Origin of the sequence: Gemmobacter lutimaris, from assembly GCF_003570715.1 — a bacterium.
Taxonomy (GTDB): Bacteria; Pseudomonadota; Alphaproteobacteria; order Rhodobacterales; family Rhodobacteraceae; genus Gemmobacter; species Gemmobacter lutimaris.
This window is the reverse complement of the sequence record NZ_QXXQ01000001.1, coordinates 110,329-133,083: the sequence shown is the minus strand read 5'-3', so window position 1 is coordinate 133,083 and position 22,755 is coordinate 110,329. Positions and strand designations below refer to the sequence as shown.

Here is a 22,755-nt window from a genome sequence, read left to right as displayed (position 1 = left end):
TCATGATCCGCTTTGGCACCAATCCGATCGCCTGGGCCAATGACTACGATCCCAGCATCGGCGCGCATATTCCAACGGCCCTGATCCTTGACGAGGCCGGACGCCAGATCGGCTTTGACGGGATCGAGAACGGCCATCGCTGGCCCGACGACCCCGAGGCCCTGCGTGCGCTGCTGGCGGGCTACGGACTGCGTTTCGTCTCGGGCTGGTATTCCTCGGAACTGCTGCGGCGCCCTGTGGACGAGGAAATCGCGGCGGTGCAGGGCCATCTGGCAAAGCTCAAGCATAATGGCTGCAAGGTCTGCATCGTCTGTGAAACGACGCATGCGATCCATTGCGAGCCGGACCGGCCGATGCAGCACCGGCCCGTCCTGACCGAGGGGCAGATGCGCGACTTCGGTCAGAAGCTTGAGGCTTTCGCGGCCTATCTGGCCAGCGAAGGGGTGACGCTGGTCTATCACCACCACATGGGCACCATCATCGAAACCCCCGAAGACATAGACGCGCTGATGGCTGCGACCGGGCCGCATGTGCAGCTTCTGTTCGATGCGGGGCACTGCGCCTTTGGCGGCGGCGATCCCGAGGCGCTGCTCTGCCGACATATCGGCCGGGTCCGGCATTTCCACGCCAAGAACATCCGCCCCGATGTGGTGCATCGGGCGCAGGCGGAGGGGATGAGCTTCTTGCAGGCGGTGCGGGCCGGGGCTTTCACCGTGCCGGGGGATCAGGAAGGCGGGGTGGACTTCGCGCCGCTGATGCGGATTCTGAAAGCCGCAGGATATGACGGCTGGATCGTGATCGAAGCCGAGCAGGACCCGCGGCGCTGCAACCCGCTGATGTATCAGACGCTGGGTCTGGCGACGCTGAAACGGCTGGCGCGGGCGACCGGGCTGATGTGACGGCGGCGAAGGCGGGGGGCTGTTTGCCCCCCGCACCCCCGAGGATATTTTGGAACAGATGAAGGGGCGAAGGATGGGCGATCTTCTGGTGCGGCCGCAGGGAACACGGGGCAAGGTGCATGACGTGACCCCTGACAGCGCGGGCTGGGGCTATGTCGGCTTTGGCCTTTACCGGCTGGAGCCGGGTGATCGCGTGGCCGAGGCGACGGGGGGACGCGAGGTGATCCTCGTGCTGGTCGAGGGCAAGGCGCAGGTAATGGCGGCCGGGCAGGACTGGGGCGTGATGGGCGCGCGGATGGATGTCTTTGAAAAAACCGCTCCGCATTGTCTTTATGTGCCGAACGGAAGTGACTGGGCGGCGGAGGCGGTTACGGCCTGCACGCTGGCGGTCTGTTCCGCTCCGGGACAGGGAAACCATCCGGCGCGACGCCTTGGCCCCGAGGGAATCGAACTGACCCGGCGCGGTAAGGGCACCAATTCGCGCTTCGTGAACAATATCGCCATGGAAATGCACGATGTGGCTGACAGCCTGCTGGTGACCGAGGTTTTCACCCCTGCGGGCAACTGGTCCAGCTATCCCAGCCACCGCCATGACGAGGATGATTACCCCCGGATGACCTATCTGGAAGAAACCTATTACATGCGTCTGAACCCGGCGCAGGGATTCGGCGTCCAGCGGGTCTATACCGAGGATGGCAGTCTGGACGAGACCATGGCGGTGAAGAACCACGATGTGACGCTGGTGCCCCGTGGTCATCACCCCTGCGGCGCGCCCTATGGCTATGAGATGTATTACCTGAACGTCATGGCGGGCCCCTTGCGCAAATGGCGGTTCCAGAATGACCCGGACCACGACTGGATCTATCAGCGCGACCTTTGATGTCTGCTGCTTCCGGGGGTGATCACGCTGACCGGATGGCCTCCGGCCAGCGCGGTCAGTTCGGCGGCAACAAGATCGGGCTGGGGCAGATCGGGGGCAAAAGCGCAGATCCGGCCGGAATATCCCAGTGCGGTCAACAGTTCGATCGCCTGCACGGCATCGAAGCCGGCACAGAACAGCGGCAGCGCGATGCAATCCGGTGCGGACAGGGCCAGCAGCGGCTTGCTGAGCTGCCGGAAGGTGATCGACAGGATCATCGGCGGCGGATCAAGGGATTCGGCAATGGCAATCGCCTCCGGGCAGTCGATGACCAGCACGTTCTGTGGAATGTCGGGGGGCTGTTCGGTCATCTTTCTGGTCTTTCTGTTGCGGCATGGGCCGGAGGGCGATAAGCCTGCTGCGACCGAAGCGGCCGGGGCGGATGCAGGACATGAACGGAGAAATGGCGCGGATCGTGGCGGAACGCGAGGCGTTCATGCAGGCGGTGCCGCTGCCGATGCTGCATGTCGGCCCTGACATGCGGATCGGCGTGGCCAATGCACGGGCGCTTGCCTTGCTGGGGCCGCAGGCTGTCGGGCGCCATTTTGGCCTGAGCCTGCGCCAGCCCGCATTGGTGGCCGCCATCGAAACGGTCATGCAGGGTGGCGAAAAGCAGAACCTGCGCTGCAATCTCAGCCCCGGTGCGCATGAGGTGGTCTATGACGTGACAGTCGGGCCGACACCCGGCGGCGGGGCCTTGTGCAGCTTCTTCGACGTGACCGAGCAAGAGCTGATCAGCCAGTTGCGCCGTGATTTCGTGGCCAATGTCAGCCATGAATTGCGCACCCCGCTGACCGCGCTTCTGGGATTCATCGAAACCTTGCAGGGCCCGGCCAAGAATGACGAAGTCGCCCGCGAGCGGTTTCTGGGCATCATGGCGCGCGAGGCGGAACGCATGCGGCGGCTGGTGCGCGATCTTCTGTCGCTCAGCCGGGTGGAATCGCAGGAACGCATGCGCCCCGAGGGATTGGTCGATCTGTCGGGCCTGTTGGCTAGCGTGCTGACCACGCTGCGCCCGATGGCGGAACAGGCGGGGGTGGCGCTGGAACTGACGGGCGGCGAGGTGCCGGTGAAGCTGCGGGCCGATGCCGACCAGTTGACCCAAGTGTTTCACAACCTCGTTGAAAATGCGGTGAAATATGGCACGCCCGGCAAGCTGGTCACCGTATCCATCGGCCGCGAGGCACCGTTTCCCGGTGCGCCTTCCGGTGCAGTTTCCGTGGCGGTGCGCGACCGGGGTGAAGGGATCGAGGCGCAGCACCTGCCGCGCCTGACCGAACGCTTCTACCGGGTCGATACCCACCGCTCGCGCGAGAAGGGCGGCACCGGGCTGGGGTTGGCCATCGTCAAACATATCATCAACCGTCATCGCGGACGGCTCAGGATCGAAAGTGAAAAGGGGCAGGGCAGCACCTTCACCGTGGTTCTGCCACTGGGTTAAAGCCGCGCGATACGCTCGGTCAGCAGCGCGTAGAAGCCATCGGCATCCAGATCGCCGATGAACAGCGCATTGGGCTTGCGGTCAGTTACGCCCCACCAGTCGGCGACCGTCATGCCCAGCGTCAGTTCAGACTGCGTTTCGATCTCGACATTGATGTGCCGCCCGGTGAACAGTTCGGGCCGGATCAGCCAGGCGATGACGCAGGGGTCGTGCAGCGGGGCGCCTTCGCTGCCGTATTTCTGCACATCGAAGCGTTCGAAGAAATCGGTCCATTCGGCAACCATGCGACCCGGTTCGGTGCCCATGCTGCGGAACGCCTCGATCCGGGGGCGGGTGGTCAGCGCCTTGTGGGTGACATCGAGCGGCATGACGGTCAGCGGCACGCCAGAGCGGAACACGATGTCGGCGGCCTGCGGATCGACATAGATATTGAACTCGGCCGCCGGGGTGACATTGCCCACCTCGAAATAGGCGCCGCCCATCAGCACGATTTCCTGAATGCGCGGCGCGATGTCGGGCGCGCGTTGCAGGGCGGTGGCGATATTGGTCAGTGGGCCAAGCGGGCAAAGCGTGACCGTGCCTGCGGGTTCGCTCCGCAGGGTCTCGATGATGAAATCGACGGCATGTTCGTCCTGCAGGGGCATCACGGGATCGGGCAGTTGCGGCCCGTCCAGCCCGGTCGCGCCATGCACATATTCGGCCGTCACCAATTTGCGGCTGAGCGGCCGGTCACACCCGGCAAAGACTTTCACGCCGGGCTGGCCCGCAAGTTCACAGACGATGCGCGCATTGCGGGCGGTCAGCGCCAGCGGCACATTGCCTGCCACGGCGCAGATGCCCAGAACCTCCACTTCCGCCGGGCTGGCCAGCGCCAGAAGGATCGCCACGGCATCGTCTTGCCCCGGATCGGTGTCGATGATGATCTTGCGCGGGGTCTGTGCCATCTGCCTCTCCTGTCTGCCTTGCCGGAACACGGCGCGTGGGCATCGTCCACGTTCTGGCATCGCCCTCGAACCTAGCTCTGGTATCGACGACTTGAACGCAAATTCTCGACGGTTGTATGTCGGAAATGTGTGTTTGACCAGATGATAAAAAACGGGCGCCCGAAGAGCGCCCGTTCCCAAAGAGATATGGTGAAGGGGTGGTCAGCCGTCGAAATCGACCTGTTCCATGATCTTCAGCGCCTCGGCGCGGTGCCCGGCGATGTCGGTCAGCGACAGGCCATCGGGGGTGAAGGTGCCCCAGCTTGCCACAAGTTCCGATGCGGGCACCCCCGGCTTTACCGGGAATTCGTTGTTGGTTTCGGCATAGATGCGCTGCGCCTCGTCCGACGACAGCCATTCCATCAGCTTCAGTGCCGCATCATGGTTCGGGGCGGCCTTGGTCATGGCAACGCCCGAGATGTTCATATGCGTGGCGCCGCCTTCAAACACGGGGAAGACGATGCGGACGGAATTGGCCCATTCCTGCTGCTCCGGGTCGGCCAGCATCTGCCCCATGTAATAGGTATTGCCGATCGAAATGTCGCATTCGCCCGCCCAGATGCCCTTGACCTGATCGCGGTCATTGCCGGTTGGCTTGCGCGCCAGATTGGCCTTCAGCCCTTCGGCCCATTGGGTCGCGGCTTCGCTGCCGTGATGGGCGATATAAGCCGAAAGCAGCGCGATATTGTAATCATTCGTCCCCGAGCGCGAGCAGATGCGGCCTTTCCACTTCGGATCGGCCAGATCCTCGTAGGTGGTGACTTCGCCGTCCTTCACCCGCTCTTTCGAGGCATAGACGATGCGGGCGCGGCTGGTCAGGCCGAACCAGTGATTGTCCTTGTCGCGGAATTCGGCCGGGATATTGGCGTTCAGCACGTCGGATGCAACAGGCTGGGTCACACCGGCCTCGACCACCTGGCTCAGTCGGGCGATGTCCACTGTCAGCACCAGATCGGCGGGCGAGCGGTCGCCTTCGGCCACCAGACGCTCCACCATGCCCTTGTCCACGAAGGCCACATTGGCTTCGATGCCGGTCTCTGCGGTGAAGGCATCCAGCAGCGGCTGGATCAGCTCGGGCTGACGGTGGGAATAGATGTTCACCTCTTCCGCAAGGGCGGGCAGGGCGGTCGAGCTGAGGGCGAGAGCCAGCAGGGCGCGCTTCATTGTTGACCTCTTTTGTCAAAAATTCTGGCGCTGTGATAACCCGAGTCTTTCACTCGGGTCAATGCCTGACTGAACGAGTCAGAATTGGGCGGGCAAATTTCTTCCAAAAGAAATTTGCAATTCGTTCACAACGAATTTGGCGCCTGGCCCGTGCCTCGCGCCTTTTCCTCGGCCTTGGCGCGGTTCCACAGCGCGTCCATTTCCGCGAGGTCGCTGTCGGCGGGGCTGCGGCCTGCTTCGGACAGCCAATCCTCGATCCGGCCGAAACGGCGGGTGAATTTTGCATTGGCGGCGCGCAATGCGGCCTCGGGGTCGATCTTGAGGTGTCGTGCCAGATTGGCGACGACGAACATCAGATCGCCGAATTCCTCGAAGACCTCGGCCTCGGTCAGCCGGTCGCGGGCCTCGGTCAGTTCCTGCGCCTCCTCGACGATCTTGTCCACGACTTCGGCGGTCGAGGGCCAGTCAAACCCCACCCGCGCCGCGCGTTTTTGCAGCTTCACCGCCCGCGTCAGCGCCGGAAGTGCCATGGCAACACCGTCCAGCGTGCGGGCCGGGCCGCGTTCGGCGGCCTTGACCCGTTCCCAATCCGCCGTCTGCTGTTCGGCGCTTTTCGCGTTGCTTTCGTCGCCAAAGACATGGGGATGCCGGGCAACCATCTTGTCGGAAATCGCCGAAACTACATCCTCGAAGGCGAAAAGCCCCGCGTCTTCCGCCAGTTGCGCGTGATAGACCGACTGGAACAGCAGATCGCCCAGTTCAAGGCGCAGCTCGTCCCACGCTTCGCGCGCGATGGCATCAGCGACCTCATGCGCCTCTTCCAGCGTATAGGGGGCGATGGTGGCGAAGTCTTGCTCGCGGTCCCAGGGGCAGCCGTCAGGCGCACGCAGGCGGGCCATGATCTCCAGCAGGCGGGGCATACCTGCCGTAGCGTCATGCACGAGGGCGTCGCTTTCCGGTCGGGGCAGGGGGCGCTTGGGCATTGCGGAGGCTCCGGTTTTCGGCTTCCCTCCGGGCTTAGACCTGAAACGTGCCGGGAGTCCACCTCATGCCAGTCCTGAACCGCATTGCCGATTTCGCAGACGAGATGAAGGGGTGGCGGAGGCATCTCCATCAGTATCCTGAACTGGAATTCCAGTGTCATGAAACCGCGGCCTTCATCGTGGAACGCCTGCGCGAGATGGGGGTGGATGAAATTCACGAAGGGATTGCGACCTCCGGTGTCGTGGCCATCATCAACGGCCAGGGGGCAGGGCGGACCATCGGGCTGCGCGCCGATATGGATGCGCTGCCCATCGACGAGGCGACCGGGGCGGAATATGCCTCGAAAGTGCCGGGCAAGATGCATGCCTGCGGCCATGATGGCCATGTGACCATGCTGCTGGGCGCGGCAAAATACCTGTGCGAGACGCGGCGGTTTTCTGGGCGGGTGGCGTTGTTGTTCCAGCCGGCCGAGGAGGATGGCGGCGGTGGCAATGTCATGGTGCAGGAAGGGGTGATGGACACTTTCGACATCGCCGAGGTCTATGGCATCCATAACGCGCCGGGCCTGCCCTTCGGCCAGTTCCAGACCACGCGCGGCGCGCTGATGGCCTCGGTCGATACTGCTGTCGTCCATGTCACCGGGCGCGGCGGCCATGCGGCGACCCCGCATGAATGCATTGACCCGATTCCGGCTGTGGTCTCGATGGTGCAGGGGTTGCAGACCATCCTGTCGCGCAACATCTTTGCGATGGATGAGGCGGTGCTGTCTGTCACCATGATCCATGCCGGGACGGCCAGCAACATCGTGCCGGAAGAGGCGATGTTCGCCGCCACCATTCGCTGCTTCAAGCCCGAGGTGCGGGCGCTGCTGAAGAAGCGGATCTACGAGATTATCGAAGGGCAGGCAGCGGCCTTCAACGTCACCGCGCGGATTGATTATGACTGGGGCTATCCGCCCACGATCAACCATGCCGATCAGGCCGATTTCGCGGCCTCGGTCGCGCGCGAGGTCGTCGGCCCTTCGCTGGTGAATGCCGAGGCCGGGCGCGAGATGGGGTCCGAGGATTTCAGCTATATGCTGGAGGCGCGGCCGGGGGCCTATCTGTTCCTGGGGACCGGGCCGGGCGCGGGGCTGCATCATCCGGCCTTTGATTTCAACGACGAGGCGGCGCCGGTCGGGGCCAGCTTCTTTGCCCGCCTGGTGGAAACCGCGCTGCCTGCGAAATAGAAGTTTCCATTTTGTTCTCGTTGAGCCAGACTTCCTGAAAAGGGAGATGTCTCGTGGATCAACTGGCAAAGTTTGAACGGTTCCGGGCGCTGCATGAGGCGCCCGGTGCTTTTGTGGTCGCAAATGCCTGGGATGCGGGCTCGGCCCGTCTGCTGACAGCTGCGGGCTTTGCGGCACTGGCAACCACCAGCGCGGGTTACGCCTATGCCCATGGCCTGCGCGATTCCGCCGGGGCGCTCAGCCGCAGGGGTGTTTTGCAGAATGCGGCCGAAATCGCGGCGGCGACCGACCTGCCGGTCAGTGCCGATCTGGAGGATGGCTTTGGGCCGGCGCCGGAGGACTGCGCCGAAACGCTGCGGCTGGCGCTTGCGGCGGGGCTGGCGGGCGGTTCCATCGAAGATGCGACCGGCGACAGTGCAGACCCGATCTTTCCGTTTGAACACGCGGTGGAACGTGTGCGCGCCGCGGCCGAGGCGGTGCGGGGGCAGCCCTTTCTGTTGACCGCGCGGGCAGAGAACTTTCTGTGGGGACGCCCAGATCTGGATGATACCATCGCGCGGCTGCAAGCCTTTGCCGATGCGGGCGCCGATGTGCTGTTCGCGCCCGGCCAGCGCGATCTGGCCTCCATACGCAGGGTCTGTGCGTCAGTTGACCGGCCCGTCAATGTGGTGATGGGCCTGACCGGCGCGCGTTTCACTGTGGCGGAACTGGCCGAGAGCGGGGTGAAGCGCATCAGTCTGGGCGGGTCGCTGTTCCGCGCGGGCTTTGGCGCGGTTCAGGCCGCCGCCAGACAGATCCTGACGGAGGGCCGCTTTGATTATGCCGCGTCCGCGATGCCGGATGCGGAGGTGTCGGCGCTGATGGCGGAGCGCCGTCTGGCAGACCGGCGGGGTTAGCCGAATCACTCTCAGGCGGGCTGCTTCGCCATATCGCGGTGGATCAACCTTTAGACCACCATATCTATGTGACCGCAGCCTTTGGTAGGCGGCTCTGGCTGGTCGAATTTTGATCAAAATGCTACACTGGGTTCCGACGACAACCGCAACGGAGCGAGTGATGACCGCCGATTTCCCCCGCAATACCCCCAGCCCGCAGGATGTGCAGGCGATGGACAAGGCCCATCACCTGCACCCCTGGACCAACTTTGGCCCGTTCGAGGAGAAGGGCGCGCTGGTGATGTCGCGGGGCGAGGGCTGTTGGCTGTGGGATGCCGGGGGGCGGCGCTATTTCGACGCGATCGGCGGCATGTGGTGCACCAATATCGGTCTTGGCCGACGCGAGATGGCCGAGGCGATCGCCGATCAGGTGACGCGGCTCGCCTTTTCCAACACGTTTGTCGATACCACCAATGAACCGGCGGCGCTGCTGGCGGCGAAGCTTGCCAGCCTTGCGCCGGGCGATCTGAACCGGGTGCATTTCACCACCTCAGGCTCGGCCGCCGTCGATACGGCCTATCGCATGGTGCATTACTACCAGACCGCGATGGGGCGGCCGGAAAAGACGCAGGTGATTGCGCGGGATTACAGCTATCACGGGTCGACCTATATCTCGCAATCGGTGGGCAAGCGCCCCGGCGACCGCGTGCCTTTCTTCCGGTATCAGGAAACCGGCATCCATCACCTGACCGCGCCGAACCCCTATCGCGCGCCGGATGGCATGGACGAGGCAGCCTTCTGCGACTGGCTGGTGGCGGAATTCGAAGCGAAGTTGGCCGAGATCGGCCCCGAGAAGGTCGGCGGTTTCTTCGCTGAACCGATTCAGGCCTCGGGCGGGGTGATCGTGCCGCCAGAGGGGTATCTTCAACGCATGGCCGCGATCTGTCGCCAGCATGACATCCTGTTTGTCGCCGACGAGGTGGTCACTGCCTTCGGACGTCTGGGCCACTGGTTCGCCAGCGAGGCCGAATTCGGCATCCAGCCCGACATGATCACCTGCGCCAAGGGGCTGACCTCGGGCTATCTGCCGCTTGGGGCGCTGATCTTTTCCGACCGGATCTGGCAGGCGATGGCGGCGGATGGCGCGCGCTGGTTCACCAGTGGCTTCACCTATTCCGGGCATCCCGTCGCCTGTGCCGCCGCGCTGAAGAACATCGAGATCATCGAGCGTGAAGATCTGTTGGGCAATGCCACCCGCGTGGGGGCGCTGTTCGAAGCGCGGATGAAGGCGCTGGAGGCGCTGCCCATGGTCGGGCAGGTGCGCGGCCGCAAGCTGATGATCTGCGTCGAGAATGTTGCCGACAAGGCGACAAGGGCGCTGCTGCCCGAGGATCTGGACGTGGGCACCCGGATTGCCGACACCTGCGAGGCGATGGGCCTGATGGTGCGCCCGCTGGGCCATCTGAACGTGATGTCGCCTCCGCTGACCCTGACGGCGGCGGATGTCGGGATGGTGGGCGATACGCTGGAACGTGCCATCCGGCAGGTGGCCGACGATCTGGTGCGCGAAGGCGTGAAACTGGGTTGAGCGGAACCCGCGGGCGGCGATGCACGTTGCCTGACTGACCGCCGGGGCATCCCGCCCCGGCCATCAGGAAAGGAGACTGCCATGACCGATGTTCTGGACACCGTCCCACAGGCCGACCGGATCGACACCGGGGTTGTGAATGTGCTGGCCATTTCCGAGGGGCTGTCGCAGGCCGTGGCCGATACCTACCGGCTGCTGTTCAAATCCCATGCCTATCACTGGAATGTGGAAGGCCCGCTGTTCCATCCGATCCATCTGCTGACCGAGGAACAGTATAACGACCTGTTCACGGCAGCCGATGATCTGGCCGAACGGATGCGCGCGCTGGGGCGTCTGGCGCCGTTCCAGCTGGATGCCATGGCCAAGGGTTCGATCATCACCGACCCGGCCAAGCTGCCCTCGGCGCATGAGATGATCGAGGATCTGGCCTCGGATCACGAGGCGGTGGCAAAGAGGATGCGCAAGGTGATTGCGGCGGCCGAAAAGGGCAATGACCCGGTCACGGCCGATCTGCTGACCGGACGTTGCGCCGCGCATGAAAAGGCGGCCTGGATGCTTCGGGCTACCGCAAAATGATCAAATCCCGCCGCAAGGCTTGACTTTGGCGACCGGGGCGGCAATCTCGCCGCACCCGGATCCGGCGCGTCTCCGATGACCAGAATGACGACCTTCAGACCCGAGGAGCGTTCCATGGCCCTTGAAGATGCCAAGAACGAAGTCGATACCGCCTTCACCCGCAAAAGCCCGCGCGGCTATGCCTTTGAAAATGCCTTTGCCGGCGCCACCAGCTTTCTGCGCCGGACCTATACCAAGGATCTGACGGGGGTGGATGTTGCCGTGACCGGCGTGCCCTTCGATCAGGCGGTGACGCATCGCACAGGCACCCGTTTCGGCCCCCGCGCCATCCGCGAGGCGTCGAGCCTGCAACCCTATGACCCGCCGCAGGGCTGGGGCACCGACCCGCTGGAGGATCTGGCGGTGATCGACTACGGCGATCTCGCCTTCGACTATGCCAAGGTCGCGGATTTCCCCGACCGGCTGACCGATCACATCCGCACCATCCTGAAGGCAGGTGCGGCCAGCATCACGCTGGGCGGCGATCATTTCATCACATGGCCGATCCTCAAGGCCTATGCCGAGAAATTCGGCCCGATGAGCGTGATCCATTTCGACGCCCATTCCGACCTCTGGGCCGATGACGATCTGACCCGCATCGACCACGGCACCATGATGTATAAGGCGGTCAAGACCGGCATCGTGGACCCGAAACGCTCGGTCCAGATCGGCATTCGCACCTTCTGCGACGATTATCTGGGGATGAATGTCATCGACGCGCGCGAATGCCATGAAATCGGTGTGGCGCGGATCGTCGAGAAGGTGAAGGCGATCGTCGGCGACCATCCGGTCTACCTGACCTTCGACATCGACGCGCTGGACCCGGCCTTCGCGCCCGGCACCGGCACCCCGGTCTGGGGCGGGCTGGCAAGCTGGCAGGCGGCGGCGATCCTGCGCGATCTTGCGGGGGTGAACCTCGTCGGGGGCGATGTGGTCGAGGTCTCGCCGCCCTATGACACCACCGGGGCTACGGCCATTGCAGGCGCGCATGTCGCCTACGAAATCCTCTGCCTGCACCATTGGGCCAAGATCCGGCGATGAAACTGATCCTCGCCGTCACCTTCGGCCTGCCGCTGTTGGCTGTGCTGTGCCTCGCGCTCGCGGTGCGGTTCGCGCCGCTTGATCCGGCGGACTGGCATGTCAGCCTTGCCGAACCTTTGCGCACCGGCAAGCCGAATGACGTGCGGGTGCGACCCGAGGGCGGCGAGATTGCCGCCACGGTGTTCCCCGGCCTGACCCCCGAGGCACTGGCCGAAAGGCTGCAAGCCGTGGCGCTGGCCGAGCCGCGCACTACCCTGATCGCGGGTGGCCCGGCGGAAGGACGCATGACCTTTGTGCAGCGTTCGGCCTTCTGGGGCTTTCCCGATGTCATCACGGTGGAAACCTTCGCCACCCCGGCAGGCGCCAGCCTGCGGCTCTGGTCGCGGGCGAGGTTTGGCTATTCCGACATGGGGGTGAACCGGGCGCGCGCCGAACGCTGGCTGGCCGCGCTGCCCCCATCCGCCTCTTGACCGCGCGCGGCCTTCGCGCCACATCGGTCGCATGGTTCCCTTCGAAAAACTCGACCAGATCACCCGCCGCTTCGAATATCTGGAAGCGAAGCTCGGACAGGGCGCCGCCCCGGCCGAGATTGCCGCGCTCAGCCGCGAATATGCCGATCTGAAGCCTGTGGTGGCGGAAATCGTGGCCTATCGCAGTGCTTTGGCCGATCTGGCCGAGGCCGAGGCCATGCTGGCCGACCCCGAAATGCGCGCGCTGGCCGAGGAAGAGCTTCCGCGCCTGAAAGACCGCATCCCCGTGATGGAGCAGGCGCTGCGACTGGCGCTTCTGCCGAAGGACGCCGCCGATGCGCGCCCGGCGATCCTTGAAATCCGCCCCGGCACCGGCGGCGAGGAGGCGAGCCTGTTCGCCGGTGATCTGGCCCGGATGTATCAACGCTATGCCGAACGCATGGGCTGGCGCTTCGAGGTGCTGGAACAGCAGGTCTCGGACCTTGGCGGGCTGAAGGAATTCACCGCCCATGTGCAGGGCGAGGGTGTCTTTGCCCGGCTGAAATACGAGGCGGGCACCCATCGCGTGCAGCGCGTGCCGGAAACCGAGGCGGGCGGCCGCATCCATACTTCCGCCGCCACCGTCGCCGTTCTGCCCGAGGCGGAAGACGTAGACATCGACATTCCCGCCACCGACATCCGCATCGACACGATGCGCGCCAGCGGGGCAGGCGGCCAGCACGTCAACACCACCGACTCGGCGGTGCGCATCACCCATATTCCCAGTGGCATCGTCGTCACCTCGTCGGAGAAGTCACAGCACCAGAACCGCGCGATTGCGATGCAGGTGTTGCGCGCCCGGTTGTTCGAGATGGAACGTGACAAGGCCGCTTCGGCCCGCGCCGCCGATCGCAAGGCGCAGGTGGGCTCGGGCGACCGTTCCGAGCGCATCCGCACCTACAACTTCCCGCAGGGACGGATGACCGACCATCGCATCAACCTGACGCTTTACGCCCTGCCACAGATCATGCAGGGCGATCTTGGCGAAGTGATCGCTGCGCTGATTTCCCACGATCAGGCGGCCAAGCTGGCGGAGATGGAAGCGTGACCGCCGCGCAGTCCTACCGCGAGGCCGTCTCCCGTCTGACGGCCGCCGGTCTGCCCGACGCCGCGCGCGATGCCCGGCTCTTGCTGGCCCATGCCCTTGGAACCGCACCCGACCGGGTGATGCTGGCGTTGCATGACCCGCTGCCCGAAGCGGCGGCGATGGTGCTGGAACAGGCCCTGACCGCGCGGCTCGCCCGTCAGCCGGTCAGCCAGATCACCGGGCGGCGGCAGTTCTGGGGCCGCAGTTTCCGTGTCACCCGCGACGTGCTGGACCCGCGCCCTGAAACCGAAACCCTCGTGGCCGAGGCGCTGTCTGCCCCCTTCGCCCGTGTGCTGGATCTTGGCACTGGCTCGGGCGCGATCCTGCTGACGCTGCTGGCGGAACGGCCGGAAGCAACCGGCGTGGCAACCGATCTGTCGGATGCCGCGCTGGAGGTTGCGCAAGGCAATGCGGCCACTCTGGGCCTGACCGGCCGCGCCACTTTCCTGCATGGAAACTGGTTCGCCCCTGTCACCGGACGGTTCGACCTGATCGTCTCCAACCCGCCTTATATCGCTGCCGATGAAATGGCCGGGCTTTCCCCCGAGGTCCGCGACTGGGAGCCGCATCTGGCCCTGACGCCCGGTGGCGACGGGCTGGACGCGTATCGCGCCATTGCGGCCGGTGCCGGAGCGCATCTTGCCCCCGGCGGGCGGCTCATGGTGGAAATCGGGCCGACCCAAGGCCCTGCCGTTGCCGGACTTTTTGTCGCAGGCGGGTATGAGAACCCGCGAATCCTGCCCGATCTGGACGGGCGTGACCGTATCGTGGCAGCCATCGCTGCGACCTGACAGGCGAGTTCCGGCCATTTTGGCCGAAAAACGCAGTTTTCCCCAATTTTCTGCGAAATTACCGCTTGTCAGGCGACCCGTCCCATGGTTACTCCAAGAACAGCGGCGGGGCGACAGGTTCGCTCCCCGTTTTCAAGCTGAAAGCATGACAGCATACCTCCGGAGGGATATTTCCCTCGCGTGGCAGGCGGCAAGTCAGCCAGTCACACCGGACCACCGGATCATAGGACAAGATGAGATCCTCTAAATCCCGCTCGCGTTCGAAATCGAACCGCCCGCGCACGATGGGCAACATCATCAACCGTGTCTTCGACAGCTCCGGCCCCGAAGGCAAGGTGCGCGGCACGCCACAACAGATCATCGAGAAATACCTCATTCTCGCACGCGATGCGCAGCTCTCGAATGACCGTGTTGCCGCCGAGAACTTTCTTCAGCACGCCGAGCATTACACGCGTATGCTCAGCGAGGCACAGCGCGAACTGGCGGCCGAGCAGGAGGCGCGCCAGCAGCAATATCAGAACCACAACAACCACCAGGGCGGCGGCCAGAACAACGGCCAGTCCGGTGGCAATCCGCGGCATCAGGATCGTGGTGACCGGAACGACAACCGCGATCCGGGGGCAGGTGACCAGCCCGAGGTTCCGGCCGAAGCCATGACGCTGACCGCCGACGAGGAAAGTACGCTGGTCGAAACGCCGGAAATGAAGCGTGAGGGGCAGCCGCAATCCGGCCAGAACCAGCGCCGCGAGGGCGACCGCAATCGTCGCGGCCCGCGTCCGCAATATGACCGTCGTGCGCCAAGGGACGAAGCCGTGGAAGCCACGGCCGATGCTCCCGCCGCCGTAGAAACGACGCCTGAGCCTGCCGCCGCCGCGCCGGTAACTCCCGTGCCGGAGGCGCCAGCAGCGGAGGCCGCCGAGGCCCCCAAGCCACGCAAGGCAACGGCCCCGCGCAAGCCGCGCGCGCCGAAACCCAAGGCAGAGGCCGAAAAGCCGGAAGCCGCAGAATAAGAAACGGGGCCGCGTGGCCCCGTTTTCATTTTGCCATCTCGCGCGCGAGTGCGCAGAACCCTTCCAGCGAAATTTCCTCGGCCCGCGCGGTGGGCGCAATCCCCGCCGCCTCCAGCCGCGCCTCGATGTCCGGTCCCAGCCCCTTGAGGGATGATCGAAGCATCTTGCGCCGCTGGTTGAAGGCCATGGCTGTGATCCGGCTCAGGATCTTCTCATCCGCCGGAAAGCGCGGCCCCGGCAGCCGGGTCAGATGCACCACCGCCGAATGCACCTTGGGCGCCGGGGTAAAAGCCTCTGGCGGCAGATGCAGGACGATCTTCGCCTCGCAGCGCCATTGCGCCAGAAGCGCGAGCCGCCCGTAATGATCGCCTTTCGGCTTGGCCACGATCCGCTCGGCCACTTCCTTCTGGAACATCAGCGTCAGGCTTTCCCAGAACGGCGGCCAGTTCGCGGGCGTCAGCCAGCGGATCAGCAACTCGGTCCCCACATTATAGGGCAGGTTCGCCACCACCCGGATCGGCGGGGTCAGATGCGCCAGCACATCGACCTCCAGCGCATCGCCGTTGATGACATCCAGCTTGCCCGGATAGGCCGCCTGAATCTCGGCCAGCGCGGGCAGACAGCGGGCGTCCTTCTCCACCGCCAGCACCCGCCGCGCGCCTTCGGCCAGCAGCCCGCGCGTCAGCCCGCCGGGGCCTGGCCCGACCTCCAGCACATCGCAGCCCGAAAGGTCACCCGCCTGCCGCGCGATCTTGGCGGTCAGGTTCAGGTCCAGCAGAAAGTTCTGCCCAAGCTGCTTCTTCGCCACCAGATCATGCGCCCGGATGACCTCGCGCAGCGGCGGCAAACCGTCGATTGTCGCCATGAAACCGGCTCCTGCTTTTATCTTGGTCCAAATATCCCGGGGTCCGGGGCAGCGCCCCGGTGCTTACCGCCCGCGCGCCGTCGCCATCTCATGCGCCATGCGCAACGCAGCCACAAGGCTTGACGGCTCGGCGATACCCCGTCCGGCAATGTCCAGCGCGGTGCCATGGTCGGGCGAGGTGCGCACGAAGGGCAGGCCCAGCGTCACATTCACCCCGCCGTCAAAGTTCACGGTCTTGATCGGGATCAATGCCTGATCGTGATACATGCAGATCGCCACGTCATAAGCGGCGCGGGCGCGGGGGTGGAACATGGTGTCGGCGGGCAGCGGGCCGAAGATCGCCATGCCCTCGGCCGCCAGTCGGGTAACCACCGGCGCGATCACGGACGCATCCTCATGCCCCATGGCGCCGCCTTCGCCCGCATGGGGGTTCAGCCCCGCCACTGCCAGACGTGGCGCGGAAAGGCCGAAATCGCGGACCAGCCCGGCATGGGTGATGCGGATCGCGCGTTCCAGCAGATCAGAGGTCAGCGCGACGGGCACCTCTGCCAGCGGGATATGGATGGTGACCGGCACCACCCGTAATTCCGGGGCGGCCAGCATCATCACCACATCGGCGCCGCCTGCGAGATCGGCCAGAAATTCGGTATGACCCGGAAAGGCAAATCCCGCGCCATCCTTCAGCGCCTTCTTGTGCAGCGGTGCGGTGCAGATCGCGGAAGCCTCGCCCGCCTGCACCAATTCGACCCCGCGCCGGATTGCGGCGATGACGCCTGCGGCATTGGCAGGATTCAGCACGCCGGGCGTGGCCGGGGCGGCAAAGGCCAGTGGCAGGACCGGCAGCCGATCTGGCGGCACTTCCGTCGCTTCTGCCGGGCGGGCGATTTCCGTGAAATCCGTTCCCGCAGGCAGATGCCGGGGGTCGCCGATCCAGAAGAACGGCAGATCACGGCCCAGAAGACCACGCGCCTTCACCGCGATTTCCGGGCCGATGCCCGCAGGCTCGCCACAGCTCAGCGCCACCGGCTTCCGTTCGGCCATGGCTCAGGGCTCGCGGATCAGGGCATTGGCGCGCAGTTCGGCCAGATAAAGGTCGCTCTGCGCCTCGACCTTGCGGTTGAGGATCTGGTTGCGGATCGCCGTGCGATCCGGCGGCGTTTCGCTGACCGGCTGGCGCCCGCAGAGCATCACCATTTCGGTGGCACCGCCCAGATCGCGCAGCACGCTTTCGCCGGGATCAAGCCGCGCAAGCTCCAGCCCCAGATCGGCAGGCACCGCAGACATCGGCTTCGTTTCGAACTGAAGCTGGTCTTCCGGCAGGCCGCGTGCCGGGGTGTAAAGATCCTTGCAGACATCCGCATTGGCCCGGATGCGTGCGAATTCGGCTGCGGTCGTTTCGGTTTTCGGCAGGCGCAGGCGGGCATATTCGACCTGCACCATGGCGGGGCTGGCCTCTTTCGAGGCGGTCACGTCGCGCAGCTGGAACAGCGCAACGCCGCCGGGAATGGCGATGGGGGCAGAAACCTGACCGGGGCCAAGCGCAAGGATCACACTGGCGATCTGCGGCGGCAGGTTGCTCAGCGGCATCGGCGCCAGACGCCCGCCGCGGTCACGCGAGGCGGCGGCGGAATAGCGCGCCACCGCCGAGGAAAAACCGCCCTCGGTATTGACCTGTCCCTGAATGCGGCGGGCCTGCGCCATGGCCGCATCTTCCTGTCCGGGCGGCGCGGGGATGATCAATTCCGACAGCGCCACGGTCAGTGCGGTCTTGCGGGTCTCGGATTCCAGCGCGCGGTCGATCTCGGCCTCGGTGACCTTGGTGGAGCCAGCGAAACGCGCCCGCACCACCTCGCGCCAGACCATGCCGGCGGTCACGAAATCGCGGAAGGTTTCCGGCGCAACCCCTGCCTGACCGATCACTTTCAGGAATTCGTCGGCGGACAGGTTGGCACGGCTGGCGAATTCCTCCATGCCCTTGCGCACCTCGGCCTCGGTCGGCTTGACGCCCAGACGCTTGGCCTCTTGCAGGCGCAGACGGTCCTCGATCAGGCCCTTCATCGCTTCTTTTTCCAGATCACCCGGCGCGCGCAGGATCTGCATGAACAGCAGGCGCTGCTGATATTCGTATTCGGTGACCGCCCGGTCATTGATGATGATCCGCGGGGCGAACAGGTTCTGTTGCGCCGCCACCGGGCCGGAAACGGTGGCCAGCACGAGGAAGCTTGCGGTCAGAAGGGGCAGAACTCGGGTCATTCGGGCAGTCTCTTGGCTATGGTCCTTCGGGGCGATCCGGTGGTCCGGGGGCAGGGTCAGCCGCGGCATTTCTTGGCCGGGCCGGGTTTGGCGCTGCCGCCGAAACCAAGCAGATCGACCGAAAGGCCGAAATCCGTGGTTGGCTTCACACTAGTCGAGGAGGTGAAGCGGCGCGAGAGGGAAAGATCGACCAGAAGGCATTCGTTGCGGAACTCCAGCCCCAGACCGGCACGGGTGGCGCGGTCGGCCTCGAAGTCATAGCGGCCGCTCAGCTTGCCGGTCCATGTATCGGTCAGGGCATAGCGCCCGTCGAGATAAAGCTCCTGCGTGTCCGCCGTGCGGTTTTCGGCCGCATCGGCCTGCAACCAGATGTAGGAGGTGCTGAGCGCGTATTTCTCGCGGTCGAGGTCGAGCCGGAATTCGGCCTTGGTGATGCCGAAAGAACCGTCGAACAGCGCGCGATTGGTCAGCGACAGCCCGCCCGGCACGGTGACCTGCGCGGTGGCAAGCCAGTCGGAGGTCACGCCGTCAAGGCCCGAGGCGGTGCTGAACTGACCGAAATCCTCACGCCGGAAGACACGCCCCCCGGCGAGAGCGAGGCTCCACCCGGAGGGGGCATAACGGGTCCAGCTGAGGCCCACGTTCAGCCGCGCGCCATCTTCATGTGCATCCGAACCGGCGAAACGGTCCAGTGCGAACAGATTGCCTTCGTCAAACTCGACCAGCGCGCTGTCTTCGTTCGGGATGTTGCTGCCGTCCCGGCTGGCGAAGACAAGCTGCATCACCGGCTCGATCACATGGGTTGCGCCGTCACGGGTGCCACCGACCCATGGCCAGCGCAACTCCAGCGCCGCCGCGCCATGCAACCGGCTGTGGGTGCCGCCATAAGTGGCGTCCTGCCGGATGTTGTAAAGATCGGCCGAAACCTCGGCCATGGTCGAGGCAACAATGCCCGGCCCGGTGACCCAGTTGCGCCGCCAGTCCAGCCGCAGCGAGGCGCGCGACATGTCGCGCCCGTCGGCGATGGTATCGGTATCCGCGCCGGTGTCATAATCCAGCGTCGAAGTGCGGTAATGCGAATGGGTCTGGAACATCAGGCCCGCCTCCCCCCCAAGCGGGCCGCCGGAAAACCGCCGGTGCAGGGTGAAGTCGCCGATCAGTGTGGGCAGGGTCGCATTGCTTTCGGGCACGCCGTCGATGTCGCGGATGGACCGGAAGTTGATGAACCGGCCCGAGATATATTCGTTGCGCCGGGTCCGGGTGACCTCGATCCGGCTGTCCAGCCGGTCTTTGTCGGAAATGCCGTAATCCAGCAGATAGGCCGGATCGCTGACCGCCTCGGCCTGAAAGGTCAGCCGGAAATCGCGGGGCAGGGCGAAATCGCCGCTGGCGTTGAGATAGCCGCGCGCCTCGCCCGGCAGGATGTCGTCGCGCGAGGTGGCGCCGGTGATCTCGATCCGGCCGGTGCGGAACGCCTCGCGGTAGCGCAGTTCCAGTGTGCGGCCGTTCTTGGTGGTCAGATAAGGGGTGACTGTCAGATCGCGCGAGGGGCCAAGCGTGATGAAATACGGAACCTTGATCCCGGTCCCCAGCCCCGAGGTGGTGCGGATGTCGGGCATCATCACCCCGGTCGCACGGTCCAGCGTCGGGTCGGGCATCCGCAGGCGCGGCAGGTAAAACACTGGCACCCCGGCAAAGCGCAACTGCGCCCGGTCGAAGTAAAGCTGCTGTTCCAACTGGTCGTGGATCACGCGCTTTGCGCGGATTTCCCACAAAGGCACCGGGTCGATGGTGCAGACCTGACAGGAGGAGGCGACGGTATCGGTCAACTGCGTATAGCGCCCGCCTGCGCGGAACATCTGCCGCGCCGCGATCTGCATCTGCCGGTTCATAACCATGCGGGCAGAGTTCAGCACACCCTCGGTCAGATCGGCGCTGAGGTCGGCAGTTTCGGCGCGGACGAAATTGCCCTTCTCGTCGCTGAGGTAGATTGGCCCCTCGAACCGCAGCCGGTCGGCCGCGCGGTCATAGACGATGCGTTGCGCCCGCAGACGTTGACCGCGATAGCGCACCTCGACATCGCCTTGCGCGACCAGCAGGCTGTCGCCGCTGACCGATACCTGACTGGCGGTCAGTGTCGCGCGGTCAACTGTCTGGCCTTGACCTCCCAGCGGAAGGACCGCCAGCGCCAGCGCGAAAAGGGAAGCACGCCAGCGCATCAGCCATCCTCCAGATGCAGCAGCAGTCCGATGGCGCAAAGCGTGGCGGTGACGGGCGGTGTCCAGGCCGCCATGGCAACCGGGATCTGGCCGTTTTCACCCAGAACCTGCGCGAAGTTGCGCAGGAAGAAGATGGCAAAACCGCCAAGAATGGCGAACAGGACCAGCATTCCGGTGCGCCCGAAGCGCGCATGCCGCATGGTGAAGCCTGCCGCAATCAGCACCATGGCGGTCATCAGCAGAGGCAGCGCAAGCTGCATCTGGAACCAGACCTGATGGTTGCGCGCCGTAAAACCTGCGCGTTCCAGCCCCCGGATATAGCCGGGCAGTTCCCAGACCGGGATGGCCGAGGGGCTGCCAAAGCTGTCGCGGATGGCGGCCGCCGTCAGGTCGGAGGCAAACTTCCCGCTTGTCATGGTTTCCACCGCCGCTTCGGGGTTTGTGGCATCCAGCGGCCAGCGCCGCGCATCGACCAGCGCCCAAGCGCCGGGTTCAAGCTGTGCCTCGGCGGCCTCGACCCGTTCGCGCGGGATGCCGGTTTCATCGAAGGACAGGAAGGTGGCGCCAAAGAGCCGCGTGCCGTCGGCGCTGGCGCGTTCGGCATGGATCACGGTCTGCGACCCGCCGCCGCCCTGACGCAGCCAGAGCCCCTCGTCCGATACCGACAGCACCCGTTCCGCCCCTCGTGCATAGCGCGCATAAAGCACGTCATATTCCTTGGTCGTCGCCGCCACCAGCGGATTGAGCACCGCAACCGCGAAGGCGCCGATCAGCAGCGACACGATGACCGGCGACAAGAGGAACCGCAAGCCTGACCGGCCCGCTGCCCGCACCACCACCAGTTCCGACGACCGCGACAGGCCAAGGAACAGCGCAATGGCCGACAGGATCATGATCAGCGGCAGGATGCGGTAAAGGCTGTCCGGCACATTCATCAGCGCCAGTTGCGCGGCCTGCGCCAGCCCGGCGCCCTTGTCCGAGAACCTGCGCAACTGCTCCAGCATGTCGATCAGCATGAGGATGCCGAAGAAGATCAGGAAAACCCGCACGAACATCCACAGGAAGCGGCGCGCGACATAAAGGCTTAGCGTCATGCTGTGGCCTCCGGCAGTTTCGGGCGCCTGCGCGGACGCTGCGACCACCAGAGCAGCAGGCCGGAGAGCACAAGCCCGGTCAGCGGCGCGGCATAGACCAGCGGCCATGCCATCGGATTGCGCAGGCTTTGCGACATGGCGGTGGTGTGGATCAGTTGCACGAAGATCAACAGACCTACAGCGACGCCGATCTGCCGCCACAGGCCGAACCGTGAAAACCCGCCCAGAAGCAGCGCCGAAAAGCCCAGCAATGCCGCCGCCGTGCCAAGGAAGGGCATGGCAAAGCGCGCATGTGCCTCGCTGAGAAAGGCCGCGCGGCTTTCGCCGGTTTCTGCGATCAGCGCCGGATCTGCGCGCAGCAGGTCAGGCGTGGACAGATCCTCGACGTCGCGTCTTGGCAGGGCGCCAGCCTCGATCAGGCGGCCAAGGTCATAGGTGAAATCCTGAAACCGGGTGACTGAAAGACGTTCCGCCCCCGAAAGGTTCTGGACCATGCCGTCAAACATGATCAGCTTCGGCCCGGTATCGCTGCGCGCCAGCAGGGCGCGGCTGGCGGTATAAACTGACCGCGCTGCCGGATCGCGGTTGTCGGCGATGAACAGGTCGCGCAATTCGCCGGTATCGGTGATTTCCCGGATGAACAGCGTCACATCCTTGGACGGATGCATAAATTCGCCATCGGACAGATAGCGCGAGGTGACGTTTTCCGCGATCTCTGCCGACCGGCTGGCCAGCATGGTGCGGCTGGCGGGCACCAGAACGTGCATCAGGACCAGCATCATCAGCGCCACGATCAGCCCGAACCACAGGACGGGCCGGGCAAGCCGAAACGAGGAAAAGCCCGTGGCCTGCATCACGATCAGCTCGCTGTCGGCCATCAGGCGGTTCACCCCGTAAACGGTTGCCGCGAAGGCGGAAATCGGCAGCACCAGCCGGATGACATTGGGCAGGGTCAGCAGCGAGAATTCAAGGAAGACCAGCGCCGACTGGCCGTCGCCGATCAGCTCGTCAAACAGCCCCACCGCCCGGTTGACCCAGTAGATCGCCACCAGCACCAGCGAGAAGAACCCGAACAACGCCAGCAAATGCGACAGCAGATATCTGTCGAATCTCGACACGCGGACCCTCGCTTCAACCCCGGAACGGGCGCGACGCTAGCCGAAATCCCCGGCGGGGAAAACTGCTATCTG

The 22,755-nt window shown here is 64.9% G+C and carries 22 protein-coding genes; 12 read left to right on the top strand and 10 right to left on the bottom strand.

The window, feature by feature from the left end:
• Positions 1 to 2 precede the first annotated feature (2 nt).
• On the top strand, positions 3 to 899 hold the full coding sequence (gene iolE, locus D2N39_RS00615; RefSeq protein ID WP_119132870.1) for a myo-inosose-2 dehydratase: 897 nt from the start codon (positions 3 to 5) through the stop codon (positions 897 to 899).
• 73 nt (positions 900 to 972) lie between these two features.
• A complete protein-coding gene (gene iolB, locus D2N39_RS00610; RefSeq protein ID WP_119132869.1) occupies positions 973 to 1,779 on the top strand; it encodes a 5-deoxy-glucuronate isomerase in 807 nt (268 codons plus the stop codon).
• On the opposite strand, the gene D2N39_RS00605 is transcribed toward iolB, so the two are convergent.
• Positions 1,764 to 2,129, bottom strand: a complete 366-nt coding sequence (locus D2N39_RS00605) for a hypothetical protein (RefSeq protein ID WP_119132867.1) — start codon at positions 2,127 to 2,129, stop codon at positions 1,764 to 1,766. The genes iolB and D2N39_RS00605 overlap by 16 nt on opposite strands.
• A gap of 80 nt (positions 2,130 to 2,209) precedes the next feature.
• Between D2N39_RS00605 and D2N39_RS00600 the strand changes: the two genes are divergently transcribed.
• Positions 2,210 to 3,259, top strand: coding sequence for a sensor histidine kinase (locus D2N39_RS00600; protein WP_233557015.1), 1,050 nt, complete (start codon positions 2,210 to 2,212; stop codon positions 3,257 to 3,259).
• Here the strand turns inward: D2N39_RS00600 and D2N39_RS00595 are convergent.
• From D2N39_RS00595 to mazG, 3 genes are all read right to left on the bottom strand, one after another.
• Complete coding sequence (locus D2N39_RS00595) at positions 3,256 to 4,203, bottom strand: nucleoside hydrolase (RefSeq protein WP_119132863.1); 948 nt, start codon at positions 4,201 to 4,203, stop codon at positions 3,256 to 3,258. The two genes, D2N39_RS00600 and D2N39_RS00595, sit on opposite strands and share 4 nt — an antisense overlap.
• Before the next feature lie 201 nt (positions 4,204 to 4,404).
• Positions 4,405 to 5,406, bottom strand: coding sequence for a Fe(3+) ABC transporter substrate-binding protein (locus D2N39_RS00590; RefSeq protein WP_119132861.1), 1,002 nt, complete (start codon positions 5,404 to 5,406; stop codon positions 4,405 to 4,407).
• Between the two features lie 125 nt (positions 5,407 to 5,531).
• The gene (mazG, locus tag D2N39_RS00585; protein WP_233557038.1) at positions 5,532 to 6,326 is read right to left on the bottom strand and encodes a nucleoside triphosphate pyrophosphohydrolase; all 795 of its coding nucleotides are present in this window, start codon (positions 6,324 to 6,326) and stop codon (positions 5,532 to 5,534) included.
• Between the two features lie 128 nt (positions 6,327 to 6,454).
• Here mazG and D2N39_RS00580 point away from each other — a divergent pair, with 128 nt between their 5' ends.
• The 9 genes from D2N39_RS00580 (at position 6,455) to D2N39_RS00540 (ending at position 15,134) form a co-directional block, all read left to right on the top strand.
• Positions 6,455 to 7,618, top strand: coding sequence for a M20 aminoacylase family protein (locus D2N39_RS00580; protein ID WP_119132857.1), 1,164 nt, complete (start codon positions 6,455 to 6,457; stop codon positions 7,616 to 7,618).
• A gap of 53 nt (positions 7,619 to 7,671) precedes the next feature.
• A complete protein-coding gene (locus D2N39_RS00575; RefSeq protein ID WP_119132856.1) occupies positions 7,672 to 8,514 on the top strand; it encodes an isocitrate lyase/PEP mutase family protein in 843 nt (280 codons plus the stop codon).
• 160 nt (positions 8,515 to 8,674) lie between these two features.
• Positions 8,675 to 10,081, top strand: coding sequence for an aminotransferase (locus tag D2N39_RS00570; protein ID WP_119132854.1), 1,407 nt, complete (start codon positions 8,675 to 8,677; stop codon positions 10,079 to 10,081).
• A gap of 81 nt (positions 10,082 to 10,162) precedes the next feature.
• Positions 10,163 to 10,657, top strand: coding sequence for a Dps family protein (locus D2N39_RS00565; protein WP_119132852.1), 495 nt, complete (start codon positions 10,163 to 10,165; stop codon positions 10,655 to 10,657).
• 114 nt (positions 10,658 to 10,771) lie between these two features.
• On the top strand, positions 10,772 to 11,737 hold the full coding sequence (speB, locus tag D2N39_RS00560; protein ID WP_119132850.1) for an agmatinase: 966 nt from the start codon (positions 10,772 to 10,774) through the stop codon (positions 11,735 to 11,737).
• Positions 11,734 to 12,207 carry a DUF1499 domain-containing protein gene (locus tag D2N39_RS00555; RefSeq protein ID WP_119132848.1) on the top strand — a complete coding sequence of 158 codons (474 nt, stop codon included), beginning with the start codon at positions 11,734 to 11,736 and terminating at the stop codon, positions 12,205 to 12,207. The genes speB and D2N39_RS00555 overlap by 4 nt, the downstream gene beginning before the upstream one ends.
• A 31-nt stretch (positions 12,208 to 12,238) precedes the next feature.
• Positions 12,239 to 13,294, top strand: coding sequence for a peptide chain release factor 1 (gene prfA, locus D2N39_RS00550; protein ID WP_119132846.1), 1,056 nt, complete (start codon positions 12,239 to 12,241; stop codon positions 13,292 to 13,294).
• The gene (gene prmC / locus D2N39_RS00545; RefSeq protein ID WP_119132844.1) at positions 13,291 to 14,124 is read left to right on the top strand and encodes a peptide chain release factor N(5)-glutamine methyltransferase; all 834 of its coding nucleotides are present in this window, start codon (positions 13,291 to 13,293) and stop codon (positions 14,122 to 14,124) included. Before prfA ends, prmC begins: the two co-directional genes overlap by 4 nt.
• Before the next feature lie 233 nt (positions 14,125 to 14,357).
• A complete protein-coding gene (locus tag D2N39_RS00540; protein WP_119132842.1) occupies positions 14,358 to 15,134 on the top strand; it encodes a DUF4167 domain-containing protein in 777 nt (258 codons plus the stop codon).
• 25 nt (positions 15,135 to 15,159) lie between these two features.
• On the opposite strand, the gene rsmA is transcribed toward D2N39_RS00540, so the two are convergent.
• From rsmA to lptF, 6 genes are all read right to left on the bottom strand, one after another.
• Positions 15,160 to 15,999 (bottom strand): 16S rRNA (adenine(1518)-N(6)/adenine(1519)-N(6))-dimethyltransferase RsmA, encoded by an 840-nt coding sequence (rsmA, locus tag D2N39_RS00535; protein ID WP_119132840.1) that lies wholly within the window; start codon positions 15,997 to 15,999, stop codon positions 15,160 to 15,162.
• Positions 16,000 to 16,062: 63 nt separating this feature from the next.
• Complete coding sequence (gene pdxA, locus D2N39_RS00530; protein ID WP_119132838.1) at positions 16,063 to 17,040, bottom strand: 4-hydroxythreonine-4-phosphate dehydrogenase PdxA; 978 nt, start codon at positions 17,038 to 17,040, stop codon at positions 16,063 to 16,065.
• 3 nt (positions 17,041 to 17,043) lie between these two features.
• Positions 17,044 to 18,252, bottom strand: coding sequence for a peptidylprolyl isomerase (locus D2N39_RS00525; RefSeq protein ID WP_158589754.1), 1,209 nt, complete (start codon positions 18,250 to 18,252; stop codon positions 17,044 to 17,046).
• 56 nt (positions 18,253 to 18,308) lie between these two features.
• Complete coding sequence (locus tag D2N39_RS00520; protein ID WP_119132834.1) at positions 18,309 to 20,471, bottom strand: LPS-assembly protein LptD; 2,163 nt, start codon at positions 20,469 to 20,471, stop codon at positions 18,309 to 18,311.
• Positions 20,471 to 21,565 (bottom strand): LPS export ABC transporter permease LptG, encoded by a 1,095-nt coding sequence (gene lptG / locus D2N39_RS00515; RefSeq protein WP_119132833.1) that lies wholly within the window; start codon positions 21,563 to 21,565, stop codon positions 20,471 to 20,473. Before lptG ends, D2N39_RS00520 begins: the two co-directional genes overlap by 1 nt.
• Positions 21,562 to 22,683: an LPS export ABC transporter permease LptF gene (lptF, locus tag D2N39_RS00510; RefSeq protein WP_119132831.1), complete on the bottom strand. Its 1,122-nt coding sequence runs from the start codon at positions 22,681 to 22,683 to the stop codon at positions 21,562 to 21,564. Before lptF ends, lptG begins: the two co-directional genes overlap by 4 nt.
• Positions 22,684 to 22,755 lie beyond the last annotated feature (72 nt).

Excerpts from the sequence above, each read along its gene's own strand:
- iolE (WP_119132870.1), top strand. The coding sequence starts at position 3 with ATGATCCGCTTTGGCACCAATCCGATCGCCTGGGCCAATGACTACGAT.
- iolB (WP_119132869.1), top strand. The coding sequence starts at position 973 with ATGGGCGATCTTCTGGTGCGGCCGCAGGGAACACGGGGCAAGGTGCAT.
- D2N39_RS00605 (WP_119132867.1), bottom strand. The coding sequence starts at position 2,129 with ATGACCGAACAGCCCCCCGACATTCCACAGAACGTGCTGGTCATCGAC.
- D2N39_RS00600 (WP_233557015.1), top strand. The coding sequence starts at position 2,210 with ATGAACGGAGAAATGGCGCGGATCGTGGCGGAACGCGAGGCGTTCATG.
- D2N39_RS00595 (WP_119132863.1), bottom strand. The coding sequence starts at position 4,203 with ATGGCACAGACCCCGCGCAAGATCATCATCGACACCGATCCGGGGCAA.
- D2N39_RS00590 (WP_119132861.1), bottom strand. The coding sequence starts at position 5,406 with ATGAAGCGCGCCCTGCTGGCTCTCGCCCTCAGCTCGACCGCCCTGCCC.
- mazG (WP_233557038.1), bottom strand. The coding sequence starts at position 6,326 with ATGCCCCGCCTGCTGGAGATCATGGCCCGCCTGCGTGCGCCTGACGGC.
- D2N39_RS00580 (WP_119132857.1), top strand. The coding sequence starts at position 6,455 with ATGCCAGTCCTGAACCGCATTGCCGATTTCGCAGACGAGATGAAGGGG.
- D2N39_RS00570 (WP_119132854.1), top strand. The coding sequence starts at position 8,675 with ATGACCGCCGATTTCCCCCGCAATACCCCCAGCCCGCAGGATGTGCAG.
- D2N39_RS00565 (WP_119132852.1), top strand. The coding sequence starts at position 10,163 with ATGACCGATGTTCTGGACACCGTCCCACAGGCCGACCGGATCGACACC.
- speB (WP_119132850.1), top strand. The coding sequence starts at position 10,772 with ATGGCCCTTGAAGATGCCAAGAACGAAGTCGATACCGCCTTCACCCGC.
- D2N39_RS00555 (WP_119132848.1), top strand. The coding sequence starts at position 11,734 with ATGAAACTGATCCTCGCCGTCACCTTCGGCCTGCCGCTGTTGGCTGTG.
- prfA (WP_119132846.1), top strand. The coding sequence starts at position 12,239 with ATGGTTCCCTTCGAAAAACTCGACCAGATCACCCGCCGCTTCGAATAT.
- D2N39_RS00540 (WP_119132842.1), top strand. The coding sequence starts at position 14,358 with ATGAGATCCTCTAAATCCCGCTCGCGTTCGAAATCGAACCGCCCGCGC.
- rsmA (WP_119132840.1), bottom strand. The coding sequence starts at position 15,999 with ATGGCGACAATCGACGGTTTGCCGCCGCTGCGCGAGGTCATCCGGGCG.
- pdxA (WP_119132838.1), bottom strand. The coding sequence starts at position 17,040 with ATGGCCGAACGGAAGCCGGTGGCGCTGAGCTGTGGCGAGCCTGCGGGC.
- D2N39_RS00525 (WP_158589754.1), bottom strand. The coding sequence starts at position 18,252 with ATGACCCGAGTTCTGCCCCTTCTGACCGCAAGCTTCCTCGTGCTGGCC.
- D2N39_RS00520 (WP_119132834.1), bottom strand. The coding sequence starts at position 20,471 with ATGCGCTGGCGTGCTTCCCTTTTCGCGCTGGCGCTGGCGGTCCTTCCG.
- lptG (WP_119132833.1), bottom strand. The coding sequence starts at position 21,565 with ATGACGCTAAGCCTTTATGTCGCGCGCCGCTTCCTGTGGATGTTCGTG.